Below are 12,420 nucleotides of genomic sequence, written 5' to 3'. Positions count from 1 at the left end.
ACTTCGTCCAACCCCTTGCCGAAGGCTTAGGCGAAGGTTAACGTCCCGCACCGCACCTCGAATTGAGCCACTGGCCGCCACTCAGTCGTGGAGCCGTGGAGCCGCAGCCGCGCGAGAGACAAGGACGTCACCATGTCGGCAATGAGCAACAGCAACTGGTCCCGCCGATCGATATTCCGGGCGGCCGCAGGGATGGCGGCCGCGGGAACGCTGGCCGCTTGCGGCGGCAACAACGGGCGGGGCGCGAGCGGTGGTTCGGGCAAGCAGCTCACCCAGATGTTCCACGCGTACGGCGAGGCCGGGACGGAACAGGCCATCAAGCGCTACGCGAAGGCGTACTCCAAGGCGAACGTGGCCACGCAGTGGATCACCAGCAGCGACTACGAGAGCAAGCTGTTCGCGACACTGCTCACCAAGAACGCGCCCGACCTCTTCGAGTTCCACCCGCAGATCCAGATGGTGAAGAGCGGTCAGGTGGCCGACCTGAGCGACATCATCGACCCGGTCAAGTCCGACTTCAACCCGGCCGACATCGCCTCGCACACGGTGGACGGGAAGATCTACGGCGTCCGGATGATCGACGACCCGCAGTTCTTCTTCTACCGGCCCTCCCTGTTCAAGAAGGCCGGCGTGACGGTCCCGGAGACCCTCGACGAGCTGATCGAGACCGCCGCCAAGCTCACCACCGGCAAGGTCAAGGGCCTGTACCTCGGCAACGACCTGCACGCCGTCATCAGCCCGATGATCTGGTCGGCCGGCGCCGACACCCTCAACGACAAGAACGAGATCGCGTACCACACGCCGGGCGTCATCGAGGGCATCAAGAAGATGCGCAAGCTGTTCACCAGCGGCGACCTGCTGCTCGACGCCCCGACGGACTACTGGGACCCGTCCGCCCTCAACCAGGGCCTGTGCGCGATCCAGTTCTGCGGTATGTGGGCCATGCCGCAGTTCCAGAAGGCGCTCGGCGACGACATCGGGATCTTCCCGTTCCCGAAGACCATCGACTCCGGCAAGCAGTCGGTCTACAACGGCGGTTGGTCGATGTTCGTCAACGCCAAGGGCGCGAACGTCGACGCGGCCAAGGAGTACGTGAAGTGGCTGTGGATCGACCAGAAGAAGGACCAGGAGGACTGGGCCACCTCCTACGGCTTCCACATCCCGCCGCGCGCCTCGATCGCCGCGTCGGCCACCAAGCTCAAGACGGGTCTGCCGGCCGAGGGCGTCAAGCTCTTCCAGGACTACGGCCACTTCGACAACATCGGCTGGACCCAGGCGATGATCACCGCGCTGGAGGACGTCTTCGCCAACTCCGTCCGCAAGGGCGGTGACCCGGAGGCCTCGCTCGACAAGGCCGACACGGCCGTGAACCGCGAGCTCAAGAAGCTGTTCGGATAGGCCGGGACGGACCGGACATGTCGACGACCACGACACGCGACCTCGCGAGCCCCGCCCCGGCGAAGGCCACTCCGGCCAAGCGGCGGCGGGGTCTGCGGGGCAACCGCACCTTCAACTTCTGGCTCTTCATCGGCCCGTTCCTCGCCGGGCTGATGATCTTCGTCTACGTCCCGATCGGCTGGAGCATCTACCTCAGCTTCTTCGAGGCGCGCTTCACCGTCACGCCGAGCAAGTTCATCGGCTTCGACAACTACACGTACATGCTGACGAACCCCGGCTTCGTCGGCTCGCTCGGCACGTTCACCGTCTTCGCCGCGTTCATCGTGCCCACCACCTGGGCGTTGTCGCTGGGCCTCGCCCTGCTGGTGAACCGGCTCCGGTTCATGCGGGCGTTCTTCCGGTCCGTGTTCTTCCTGCCGACCGCGTGCAGCTATGTCGCGGCGGCGCTGATCTGGAAGATGTCCATCTTCAGCGGCGTCCGCTTCGGCCTGATGAACACGGTCATCGGCTGGTTCGGGGTCGACAACATCGCCTGGCTGTCCAACCCCAGCCCGCCCTGGTACTGGTTCGTCATCGTCACCGCCCGCCTGTGGCTGCAGTCCGGTTTCTACATGATCCTCTTCCTGGCCGCGCTGCAGAACATCCCGGCGGAGCTGTACGAGGCGGCCGCGATCGACGGCGCCAAGCCGGGCTGGCAGACCTTCCGGTACATCACGCTGCCGCAGCTGCGGGCCACCTCGACCGCGGTGATCCTGCTCCTGCTCATCGCCGCCTACCAGGCCTTCGACGAGTTCTTCAACCTCCTGTCCAAGACCACCTGGGGCCGCCCGCCCCTCGTCGAGCTGTACAACATCGCTCTCGGCGAGAACCAGGACTACGGCGCCGGCAGCGCGGGCGCCGTGATCCTGACCGTGCTGATCATCATCGTCACCCTGTTCCAGGGCAAGCTCATGGGCTTCGGCCGGGGGGAGGAGGCCAAGTGACCACCACCGCACCGCAGTTGAGGAAGCCGCGCGGCAAGAAGCGCGGCGGCGTCCTCGGCAACACCGGTCTGTACCTCGCGACCGGCGTCGCCGCCTTCCTCTTCCTCGTCCCGTTCTACCTGCTGGTCCGCAACGCGCTCTCCACGGACGCCGAAATCACCGGGGAGCACTGGAAGTTCTTCCCCACGCATCTGCAGTGGGGCAACGTCAGCGACCTCTTCGACGACACCTCGGTGGACTTCGCCCGGTCGATGTGGAACTCACTGGTCGTCGCCGTCTCCATGACCGTGGGCATCCTGCTGATCTGCTCACTGGCCGGTTACGCCCTGGCCCGCATCCCGTACAAGCACTCCAACAAGATCTTCTACTTCGTCCTGGGCACCCTGATGGTTCCAACGGCCGTCACCTTCGTGCCCAGCTTCGTTCTCGTCTCGTCCCTCGGCTGGGTCGACACCTACCGGGGGCTCATCATCCCGGGCCTGTTCAGTGGTTTCACCTGCTTCCTCTTCCGGCAGTACTTCCTAGGGTTCCCCAAGGAGCTGGAGGAGGCGGCACGCGTGGACGGACTCGGCTACTGGGGCGCGTACTGGAAGGTCGTGGTGCCGAACTCGCTGAACTTCTTCGCCGCGATCGCCACGATCACCTTCATCAGCGGCTGGAACGCCTTCCTGTGGCCGCTGGTCATCGGCCAGGATCCGGGGGCATGGACCGTCCAGGTCGCGCTGTCCTCGTACATGACCAACCAGACGGTCGTGTTCCACCAGATCTTCATGGCCACCGCGATTTCCATCCTGCCCCTGATCTTCGTGTTCCTCTTCCTCCAGCGCTGGCTGGTCCAGGGGATCGCCCAGACCGGCATCAAGGGCTGACACCCGCATCTCACGACCTGGAGACCGATGACTTCCAGCACCGCCGCCGACTACCTCGAAGACGTCTCCCCGGGCAGCGGAGCCCTCCCACCCCGCGCCCGTTACGCGTCCTCGGACGCCAAGTCACTGTCACTGAACGGCAGTTGGCGTCTGCGTGTGTCGGCGACGGCCGACGCCGAGGACGACTCGTTCGCCGGGGAGGGCTACGACGCCGGGGACTGGGCCGAGGTCACGGTCCCCGGCCACTGGGTCCTGCAGGGGCACGGCTCCCCCGTCTACACCAACCACCTCTACCCCTTCCCGGTCGACCCGCCCCGCGTCCCGACCGAGAACCCGACCGGCGACCACCTCCGCGTCTTCGACCTGCCGTCCGAGTGGCCCTCGGACGGCGGGGCCGTGCTGCGCTTCGACGGCGTGGAGTCCTGCGCCCGCGTCTGGCTGAACGGCACGGACATCGGCGAGCTCAAGGGATCGAGGCTGCCGCACGAGTTCGCCGTCGGGCATCTGCTGAAGCCGAGCGGCAACGTCCTCGCCGTCCGCGTCCACCAGTGGTCCGCGGGCTCCTACCTGGAGGACCAGGACCAGTGGTGGCTGCCCGGCATCTTCCGTGACGTCACCCTGCTGCACCGCCCGCCGGGCAGCGCCCTCGACTTCTTCGTGCACGCCTCCTACGACCACGTCGCCGGCGCGGGCACCCTCCGCGTCGACTCCGACGTCGACGGCCGCGTCACCGTGCCCGCCCTGGACATCGATGTCGCGACGGGCGAATCGGTCACCGTGCCGGTGCGCCCGTGGACCGCCGAACTCCCCTACCTGTACCACGGGTTGCTCACCACCGAAGGCGAACGCGTCCCCCTCCGTATCGGCTTCCGCACCGTCGAACTCTCCGACGGCCTGATCAAGGTCAACGGAAAGGCGATCCTCTTCAAGGGCGTCAACCGCCACGAATGGCACCCGGAGAAGGGCCGCGCCCTCGACCTGGAGACCATGAGGGAGGACGTGCTGCTGATGAAGCGGCACAACATCAACGCCGTCCGCACCTCGCACTACCCACCCCACCCCGACTTCCTGGACCTGTGCGACGAGTACGGCCTCTGGGTCATCGACGAGTGCGACCTGGAGACCCACGGTTTCACCGAACAGGCCTGGCGCGACAACCCCGTTGACGACGACCGCTGGACACCGGCCCTCCTCGACCGCGCCGCGCGCATGGTCGAACGCGACAAGAACCACCCGTCGATCGTCATCTGGTCCCTGGGCAACGAGGCCGGTACCGGACGCGGTCTCACGGCCATGTCCGAGTGGATCCGCGGCCGCGACGGCTCCCGCCTCGTGCACTACGAGGGCGACATCAACTGCCGTGACACGGACGTCTATTCACGGATGTACGCCGACCACGCCGAGGTCGAGCAGATCGGCCGGGGCCTGGACGGCGGCACCCACCGGCGCCGCGGGCTCCCCTTCATCCTCTGCGAGTACGCCCACGCCATGGGCAACGGCCCCGGCGGACTCGCCGACTACCAGCGCCTCTTCGAGTCCTACGACCGGCTCCAGGGCGGCTTCGTCTGGGAGTGGATCGACCACGGCATCAAGGACGAACGCTTCGGCTTCGCGTACGGCGGCGACTTCGGCGAGGAGCTGCACGACGGGAACTTCGTCTGCGACGGCCTGATCTTCCCGGACCGCACGCCCTCCCCCGGGTTGATCGAGTACAAGAAGGTGATCGAGCCGGTCCGGATCACGGGCGACGGCGCGGACGGCACCGTACGCATCACCAACGCCTACGACTTCGCCGACCTGTCCGCCCTGGCCTTCGCCTGGTCCTACCAAGTGGACGGCGAGACAGTCGAGTCGGGCACCCTCACCGTGCCGTCACTCGCCCCCGGCGAGTCGGCCGACGTCAAGCTGCCCGCGCCGCCCGTGGAGTCCAACGGCGCCGAATCCCAGTGGACCGTACGGGCGTCGCTCGCGGCCGACACCGCATGGGGTCCCGCCGGGCATGTCATCGGCTGGGGCCAATTCCCGGTCGCGGCGCGCCCGTTGCCGTCCGTGTCCACCGTCGCCGGGCCCGTGCTCGGGGAGCGGCGGATCACCCTCGGCCCCGCCACCTTCGACGCCCGCACAGGCGAGGTGAAGACCATCGGCGCGGTCGACGTCACCGGTCTCCGTCTCGACGTATGGCGGGCGCCCACCGACAACGACGACGGCGCGTCCTGGCAGACGGACACCCGATTCGGCCTGCTCTGGCGGAAGTTCGGTCTGCACCGGATGCGACACCGCCTGGACGGGGTGGAGTTGGACGAGGACGCGCTGACCGTCCGCACCCGGGTGGCACCCGCCGCCTGGGAGATCGGGTTCGCCACGGTGTACCGCTGGACCTCCGACGGTTCACGGCTGCGGCTGACGGTGTCCGTGGCGCCCGAGGGCAACTGGACCGTCCCGCTGCCGAGGTTGGGCATCCGGTTCGGCATCGACGCCGGCGCCGACCGGGTGCGCTGGTTCGGCGGCGGTCCCGGCGAGGGGTACCCCGACACCAAGTCGGCCTCGCTGCTCGGCCGTTGGGAGTCCACGGTCGACGGCCTCCAGACCCCCTACCTCCGCCCGCAGGAGAACGGCGCCCGCCCTGACGTCCGTTGGGCCGAACTGGGCGGCCTGCGGATCGACGGCGACCCGGAGTTCTGGTTCACGGCCCGCCGCTGGACGACGGAAGAACTGGACGCGGCCTCCCACCGCACCGATCTGGTCCCCGGCGGCACAGTGTGGGTGAACCTCGACCACGGCCAGCACGGCATCGGCTCGCAGTCCTGCGGTCCGGGCCCGCTCCCGCAGTACTTCCTGAACGCCCGACCCACCGAGTTCTCGTTCGTGTTCTCGGAAACCCCGGAGACCAGTTGACCGGCACAGTCACGAAATCGCCTGCGGCCGACCGGCTCTTCACCCGGTCGGCCGCGGTCGCGTCCTGCGTGGGCTTCATCCTCATCGGCATGCTGCAGGCCCTCTACGGCCCCGTGATCCCGGGCCTGCGCCACGAGTTCGGCCTGTCCCCCTCGGCCGCCGCCCTCGGCCTGAGCCTGCACTTCGCGGGCGGGGTCGCCGGTGTCCTCGCCTTCAACGCGGTCCACTCCCGGATCAGCAACAGGGCACTTCTGGTGGGGGGTTACGGCCTGATGGCGGCGGGCGGCGCGGGTTTCGCACTCGCCCCGAACTGGCCGCTCGCGCTCGCCGCCGCGTTCCTCGGCGGCCTCGGCTTCGGCGGGATCGACTACGGCCTCAACCAGCTTTTCGCCGTGGGCTTCGGCGACCGTTCCACCGCCATGCTGAACGTGCTCAACGCGCACTTCGGCATCGGCGCGGTCCTCGGCCCCGCGATCGTGGCCTGGCTCGGCCCGGACGACTACCCCTACGCGTTCGGGGCGTGCGCGGTTCTGGCGGCCGTGCTGGTGTTGGCCGGCTCAAGTGGCGTACGCACACGTGTATCTGACGCTCGATCAGGCACAGCCCCCAGCAGATCCCTGGGCCTGTCCCGCGTCCTCGTCGGCTTCCTGGTCCTCTACATCCTCAACGTGGCCGTGGAGGCGGGCGTCGGCGGCTGGGAGCCCACGCATCTGGAGACCGTCGGCTACCCGGCGACCGTGGCCGCGTCCGCGACCTCGGTGTACTGGCTGATGATGACGGCGGGCCGCTTCCTCGTCGTACCGATCACGATGCGCCACGCCCCCGAGCGCATTCTCGCGGTGTGCGCGGCCGGGATGACGGTGTGTCTGCTGCTGACGCTGGTCGAAGGAGCGGCACCGGTGGCGTACGCCGGTGTCGGCTTGTTCATCGCGCCGGTTTTCCCGACGGGGCTCTCGTGGCTCAACACGGCGCTCCCCCAGGCCAGGCGCGCCGGGGCGTGGGTGATCGCGGCCTCGAATGTCGGCGGGGTGGCGGCTCCCCCGCTGCTCGGCGTCGGGATCGAGGCCTCCGGGATCCACGCGGTGCCTTGGCTGTTGACCCTGTTGTCGGGCGCGTCACTGCTGGCGACCGTCCACCTGATCAGGCTGACGAGGCGGTCCCCCTCATAGTCACCCGCTCCTCACAGTCACCCGCTCCGCGACAACGCGTGCGATCGTGCCGCGGACCGCAAGCACCGCCTGCGTCAGCCGGTCGCCGCGGACCCACTGGGCACCGGAGCGACCTTGTCGAGGCGTCGTCGGGTCTCTTCCGCGTCGAGGGGTCCGCCATGACCGGGGAGCAGGCGCTGCGGACGGCGGTCGAGCTCGGTCATGAGCGCCCTGCGCACTCCGGCGGCGTCCTCGGTGAAGAAATGCCGCTTCGGGCTCCGGGGGCGCAGCACGCCACCGCGGACCAGGTCGCCGACGAGCGTGTCGTCGCCGACGCGGACGACGAGCGACCCGGGGGTGTGGCCGCCGAACCGCTCGGCGTGCGCGTCGACGCCGTAGGGACTCAGGTCGAACTTGTCCTCCACCAGGATCTCGGCCTCGACCGGCTGGGCCCTCGCGCGGAGGACCATGGGCTTCAACAGCGCACCGGCCGGATGGCTGATCGGGAGTGCGCCGATGCGTCCCGTTCGCAGGAGTTGCTCGTCACCCAGGCCGACCGCGATCGGTACGCCGGCGTCCGCGAACGACGCCGCCGTGCCGCTGTGGTCGTTGTGGCCGTGGGTCAGGAGGACCAGGGCTATGTCGCGAGGCTGAAGGCCCTGCGCGGAGAGCGCGTCGCGCAGGCGGTCGCCGTCCTCCGGTCCGCCCGCGTCCACGAGGACCGCCTGCTCGCCACGCAGGAGGTAGGCGTTGCTGTTGCCCATGGGAAGCGGGGTGACGGTCGTGGCACTCATGATCATCTTCCTTCGTGAAGCCTCGTAACCTTACGGCCGTAAGTAGAGCATGAGAACTTACGCCTGTAAAGTCATCGTCATGGCTCCACCGGCAGCACGGAAACGCAACCCCCGAGGTCAGGGAGCACAGCTCCGCGACGAGATCGTGACCGCAGCCCGCGAGCTGCTGATCGAGACCGGATCGGACAGCGCGGTGACCTTGCGGGCGATCGCCCGCAAGGTCGGCATCGCGCCACCGTCGATCTACGCGCACTTCGACACGCCCGACCAGATCGTGGAGGCCGTGGTCACCGAGACCCGCTCACTGCTGGTGCGTCAGCTGGAGACCGCCCGGGCGGGAGCGGAAGGCGCGCGTGAACGGCTTCTGGCCGACTGCCGTGCCTATCTCGTCTTCGGTGCCGAGCAGCCCGAGCTCTACGCCCTGCTGTTCTCCCGGCCGCGGCCCAGGGGCAGCAGCACCACGGAAGAACGCGTCGACCAGGCGGTACGCCAACTCGCGCCCATTGTCGGCGAGTCCATCGCGGCTCAGCTCGCCCCCGCCGAAGCGTTCTCGATACTTCTGCGCGACGTCGCCGACGCCATGCACGACGGCTCGTCCCGCGCGGAGGACGCTCTCACCACGGCGACCTCTCTCTGGGCGGCCCTGCACGGCCTCATCCTGCTCCGCGCCCGCATTCCCCGATTCCCGTGGCCGCCATCCGGTCCGCTGGAGGAGGAGATCATCACTCGGCTCGCCTTCCCGCACGGCCCCGCACCCAGCTGACCGCCCGCTCGGCGCGACAGTGGCGCCCGGGGCACCGCACGGAAGTCAACGGATGGGCGCGTCAAGGGAGTTGTGACCCAGGTCTCAGAAGGACCGTGCAGCAGATCCGCCTGTTTCCCCGTCGAGGAGGGGTGACAGGAAGGGAGGAGCATGTGGATCTGGCAGCCAAGTGGGCAACGGACGCGGGGCGCGACGGAGTTGGAACCGCGGAAGGTGACTTCCATGGATTCGTCGCCGCCCGGTCGGCCGCGCTGTTCCGGGGCGCACTCGTCCTGACGGGCAGCCGCGACGCGGCGGAGGATCTGGTCCAGGAGACCCTGGAACGGACCTGCCGCAAGTGGCGCACCATCAGCGCCAAGGACGCCCCGGACGCGTACGTACGGCGGATCATGGTCAACCTCGCCAACGACCGCTGGCGGAGATTCCGCCGTACGGCTCAGCACCCGGTCGACGGCGACCCGGCCGCGCCGGGTGACGAGTACGGACGGATCGACAGCCGGGACCAGTTGGTGCGCGCTCTTCAGCAACTGCCCATGCGGATGCGGACTGTGGTGGTGCTGCGGTACTTCCACGATCTTTCCGACGCCGAGATAGCGGCCGACCTGAAGATCTCGCAGAGCACCGTCCGTTCCCAACTCGCCCGTGGAATCGACCGCTTGAGAAGCCAGTTTCCCGCGCTCCCCACCCCTTCGCCGCAGCAGCTCACGGAAGGCACGCGATGAGTTCGTACGACCCGCGGTCCTCCGGCTGCACACCTTTCGAAGAGGAACTGATCAACGCCATGAACGACTTCGCGCACTCCACCGACTCGCCGTCCTTCGACACGGCCGGCATGGTCCACCGCACCCGCCGCAGGCGGGCCACCCTCATCGCCGGCATCGCCACCGCCCTGATCGTGGCGGGCGGCGGCACGGCCCTGGCGTCCATGACAGGCGGCACCTCACGCACGGCGCCGGCGAAACCCGACACCACGGCCACCGCCCCCGGTGCGGACTACAAGAAGGCCATCCTGCTGCTGTCCTACAGCAAGGAGGGCCCCGTAGCGATCGACCTCACAGGCATGGACCTCGCCACCGCCAAGGGCCAGTTCCTCAAGGCAGGCGTCAAGCTCGGCACAGTGAGCGAGGTCAACAGCCCGGGCTGCACACCGGGCTCGGTCGTCGAGGTCACTCCGCACGCCCCGAAGGTCGTGGAGACGGGGGACACGATCGAGCTGAAGCTCTGCGGAAGCGCGTCGAACTGATCGAGGCCGGCTGGACCGGTGTCACTTCGGGCCTTCACCGGCGAAGGCCGCAATGTCACCAAGGGCGTCTTCAGCCATGCCACCCGACGCGGGGTCATCCAGCAACGCTTCAAGCCGCCGGACGACATCGGCACCTACAGCTCTGTGGATTCTCCCCACGTGTCCCAAGCAGGTCACCGCCAGAGCTCTGATCTGCGGATCGGCCTCAGGAGACAGGCAGTTGAGGAGAACGGCCTCGACCCGCCGGGGGTCCGGATCGTCGTATGTCATCGCCAGCAGCGCCCTGGTGGACACCCCGATGTCCGGACTCCCGAGGTCGGTCGTCACAGCGGCCCGCCACCTCTCCAGTTCCGGTTCTTCTCGATCCATCACGGAACCTCGATCACTCCTGCCTTGATTCCACCGGCGCCCGCCCCAACTCCCTTACCTCCGGTATCGGCGAAGCCAACAACCACAGCGCCGACATCGCACCCCCGACCGCCGCGACCGTCAACGTCACTCTCAGACCCGCCAGCGTCGCCAACTCGCCCCCGATCAGCGCCCCCAGCGGACGTACCCCGTAGTTGACCGTGCTGTACGCGCCCGCCACGCGGCTGCGGAGACCGTCCGGAACCACCGATGCCTGGAGGGAGTTGAGGTTGACGTCGAAGAGCATGACGCCGAAGGCGGAGAGGAACTCGGCCGCGCCCAGGATGCCGAGGCGGGTCCAGGCAGGGCCGGTTGCCGCCGCGATGAGAGCGAAAGGGGCCGGGAACAGGACGGCCCCGGCGACGATGCTGCGGCCGATGCCGATCCGGCGGGCGATCGCGGGGGACGCCACCGCCCCGAGGAGGCCGCCCGTCGCGCCCACGCCGAACGCCAACCCGATGGCACCGGGCGGGAGTTGGAGGACCCGGTCGGCGAACAGCACGAGCAGGCCGGTGCCTGACAGGAACGTGAAGAAGTTGACGGTCGTCGCGCAGAAGAGTCCCGCGCGCATCACCGGCTCGTGGATCACGAAGGTCAGGCCCTCTCGGGCGCGTCGTAGCAGCGAGGGACCGGACGGCGCCGAAGGAACCGCTGGTTCGTCAACTCTCGTACGGCCGACCAGGATTGCCGAGGCCACGAACGACAGCGCGTCCGCGATCACCGCGACCGGGGCTGTGAGCGCCTGGACCAGGCCGCCGCCGACCGCCGGACCCGCGATGAAGGACACCGATCTGCTCGCGCTGAGCTTGCTGTTCGCCTCGACGTACGACTCCGGCGGTACGAGGTGGGCGAAGAAGGACGAGTACGCGGTGTTGAACACGACCGCCGCCGTGCCGGTCAGCACGGCCACCGTGTACAGCTGGCCCAGCGTCACCGTGTCGAGGGCGTAGGCGACCGGGAGCGACAGCAGTACGGCGGCCCGGATCACGTCCGCGAGCAGCATGAGCCGGCGTTTGGCGGGGCGGTGGTCCACCCAGGCGCCCAGGAACAGGCCGAGGAGATTCGGTGTCCAGACCAGCGCGGTCAGCAGGGCGACCTGGTTCGCGGAGGCGTGCAGCGCGCCAACCGCCATGAGCGGCAGGGCCAGTTCGGAGATCCGGTCGCCGAACTGGGAGACGGACTGGCCGCACCAGAAGCGTACGAAGCGGCGGTCCCGCCACAGCGATTCCGGCGCCGATGCCGAACTCGGTCCCGACGCGGGCCGGGTGGTCCAGCGGCCCTTCACTCCGGTAGGTCCAGCGTCGTATCGCTGTCCTCGTTCCCGGGACCTTCCGGCAGCGCGTACATCAGCAGGCGGACACCCCGGCCGTCCGACGGTCGCCGGTCCGGTTCGCGGACGACGTACGGAGCGATCAGTTCCTCGAACGCGTCCTTCAGCGCGGCCAGTTCGTCCGCCGTCACCACGATCCGCGTGTTGTTCGCCGAGGCGATCCTGCTCCACTCCGGTTCCAGTCCGGGCGCCGTGTCCATGAGCCAGCGCAGGGGCAGATCGGCGTTGCGCGAGAACATCTCGCCGGTCAGCACCCGCGCGGCCGACCGCCCCTCCTCGTCCTCCGGCATCTCGAACCGAAAGCCCCGCGCCACCGCCGCCCACCGCCGCTCCCGCCGGTCCGTCCCGCCCTCCGCGTCGCGGACCAGGCCGAAGCCGGCGAGATGGCGCAGATGCCAGCTGGTGACGGACGGGGTGGCGCCCACGTGCGGGGAGAGGCGGGAGGCGGTGGCGGGGCCATGGCGCTGGAGGCGTTCGAGGATCGCGAGCCGTACGGGGTGCGCCAGCGCCCGCATGGCCTTCGGGTCGGATATCTCTAGGTCGCCGAAACGGTTGCCGGAATCCATGGTCTGAGAGTGTTCTCCCAGAA

The 12,420-nt window shown here is 68.7% G+C and carries 12 protein-coding genes; 8 read left to right on the top strand and 4 right to left on the bottom strand.

The window, feature by feature from the left end:
- Nucleotides 1-132: 132 nt before the first annotated feature.
- The 5 genes from R2B38_RS33545 to R2B38_RS33525 are packed head-to-tail and all read left to right on the top strand — an operon-like array spanning nucleotide 133 to nucleotide 7,314.
- Nucleotides 133-1,398 carry an ABC transporter substrate-binding protein gene (locus R2B38_RS33545; RefSeq protein WP_033281577.1) on the top strand — a complete coding sequence of 422 codons (1,266 nt, stop codon included), beginning with the start codon at nucleotides 133-135 and terminating at the stop codon, nucleotides 1,396-1,398.
- Nucleotides 1,399-1,415: 17 nt separating this feature from the next.
- Nucleotides 1,416-2,381 carry a sugar ABC transporter permease gene (locus R2B38_RS33540; RefSeq protein ID WP_318019565.1) on the top strand — a complete coding sequence of 322 codons (966 nt, stop codon included), beginning with the start codon at nucleotides 1,416-1,418 and terminating at the stop codon, nucleotides 2,379-2,381.
- On the top strand, nucleotides 2,378-3,250 hold the full coding sequence (locus tag R2B38_RS33535) for a carbohydrate ABC transporter permease (protein ID WP_318019564.1): 873 nt from the start codon (nucleotides 2,378-2,380) through the stop codon (nucleotides 3,248-3,250). Before R2B38_RS33540 ends, R2B38_RS33535 begins: the two co-directional genes overlap by 4 nt.
- Nucleotides 3,251-3,277: 27 nt before the next feature.
- Nucleotides 3,278-6,145, top strand: coding sequence for a glycoside hydrolase family 2 TIM barrel-domain containing protein (locus tag R2B38_RS33530; protein ID WP_318019563.1), 2,868 nt, complete (start codon nucleotides 3,278-3,280; stop codon nucleotides 6,143-6,145).
- Entirely contained in the window at nucleotides 6,142-7,314 is a 1,173-nt protein-coding gene (locus R2B38_RS33525) for an MFS transporter (protein WP_318019562.1), read from the top strand. The genes R2B38_RS33530 and R2B38_RS33525 overlap by 4 nt, the downstream gene beginning before the upstream one ends.
- Before the next feature lie 74 nt (nucleotides 7,315-7,388).
- Here R2B38_RS33525 and R2B38_RS33520 read toward each other — a convergent pair whose 3' ends face one another.
- Nucleotides 7,389-8,087, bottom strand: coding sequence for an MBL fold metallo-hydrolase (locus R2B38_RS33520; RefSeq protein WP_318019561.1), 699 nt, complete (start codon nucleotides 8,085-8,087; stop codon nucleotides 7,389-7,391).
- Nucleotides 8,088-8,166: 79 nt separating this feature from the next.
- Here R2B38_RS33520 and R2B38_RS33515 point away from each other — a divergent pair, with 79 nt between their 5' ends.
- From R2B38_RS33515 to R2B38_RS33505, 3 genes are all read left to right on the top strand, one after another.
- Nucleotides 8,167-8,850: a TetR/AcrR family transcriptional regulator gene (locus R2B38_RS33515; protein ID WP_318019560.1), complete on the top strand. Its 684-nt coding sequence runs from the start codon at nucleotides 8,167-8,169 to the stop codon at nucleotides 8,848-8,850.
- Nucleotides 8,851-9,002: 152 nt separating this feature from the next.
- On the top strand, nucleotides 9,003-9,572 hold the full coding sequence (locus tag R2B38_RS33510; protein WP_318019559.1) for a SigE family RNA polymerase sigma factor: 570 nt from the start codon (nucleotides 9,003-9,005) through the stop codon (nucleotides 9,570-9,572).
- Nucleotides 9,569-10,093: a PASTA domain-containing protein gene (locus R2B38_RS33505; RefSeq protein WP_318019558.1), complete on the top strand. Its 525-nt coding sequence runs from the start codon at nucleotides 9,569-9,571 to the stop codon at nucleotides 10,091-10,093. The genes R2B38_RS33510 and R2B38_RS33505 overlap by 4 nt, the downstream gene beginning before the upstream one ends.
- A 21-nt stretch (nucleotides 10,094-10,114) precedes the next feature.
- Here R2B38_RS33505 and R2B38_RS33500 read toward each other — a convergent pair whose 3' ends face one another.
- From R2B38_RS33500 to R2B38_RS33490, 3 genes are read right to left on the bottom strand one after another with little or no spacing between them, the layout of a single operon-like run.
- Nucleotides 10,115-10,462 (bottom strand): hypothetical protein, encoded by a 348-nt coding sequence (locus R2B38_RS33500; protein ID WP_318019557.1) that lies wholly within the window; start codon nucleotides 10,460-10,462, stop codon nucleotides 10,115-10,117.
- A 13-nt stretch (nucleotides 10,463-10,475) separates the two neighbouring features.
- The gene (locus R2B38_RS33495) at nucleotides 10,476-11,786 is read right to left on the bottom strand and encodes an MFS transporter (RefSeq protein ID WP_318019556.1); all 1,311 of its coding nucleotides are present in this window, start codon (nucleotides 11,784-11,786) and stop codon (nucleotides 10,476-10,478) included.
- Nucleotides 11,783-12,397, bottom strand: a complete 615-nt coding sequence (locus R2B38_RS33490) for an ArsR/SmtB family transcription factor (RefSeq protein WP_318019555.1) — start codon at nucleotides 12,395-12,397, stop codon at nucleotides 11,783-11,785. Before R2B38_RS33490 ends, R2B38_RS33495 begins: the two co-directional genes overlap by 4 nt.
- Nucleotides 12,398-12,420: the final 23 nt, after the last annotated feature.

Source organism: Streptomyces sp. N50 (assembly GCF_033335955.1).
Taxonomy (GTDB): domain Bacteria; phylum Actinomycetota; class Actinomycetes; order Streptomycetales; family Streptomycetaceae; genus Streptomyces.
Note: the sequence above shows the minus strand (reverse complement) of the source record. Positions and strands in the feature narration are given on the sequence as shown.

Coding starts and splice junctions, on each gene's coding strand:
- R2B38_RS33545 (WP_033281577.1), top strand. CDS start 133: ATGTCGGCAATGAGCAACAGCAACTGGTCCCGCCGATCGATATTCCGG.
- R2B38_RS33540 (WP_318019565.1), top strand. CDS start 1,416: ATGTCGACGACCACGACACGCGACCTCGCGAGCCCCGCCCCGGCGAAG.
- R2B38_RS33530 (WP_318019563.1), top strand. CDS start 3,278: ATGACTTCCAGCACCGCCGCCGACTACCTCGAAGACGTCTCCCCGGGC.
- R2B38_RS33520 (WP_318019561.1), bottom strand. CDS start 8,087: ATGAGTGCCACGACCGTCACCCCGCTTCCCATGGGCAACAGCAACGCC.
- R2B38_RS33515 (WP_318019560.1), top strand. CDS start 8,167: ATGGCTCCACCGGCAGCACGGAAACGCAACCCCCGAGGTCAGGGAGCA.
- R2B38_RS33505 (WP_318019558.1), top strand. CDS start 9,569: ATGAGTTCGTACGACCCGCGGTCCTCCGGCTGCACACCTTTCGAAGAG.
- R2B38_RS33500 (WP_318019557.1), bottom strand. CDS start 10,462: ATGGATCGAGAAGAACCGGAACTGGAGAGGTGGCGGGCCGCTGTGACG.
- R2B38_RS33490 (WP_318019555.1), bottom strand. CDS start 12,397: ATGGATTCCGGCAACCGTTTCGGCGACCTAGAGATATCCGACCCGAAG.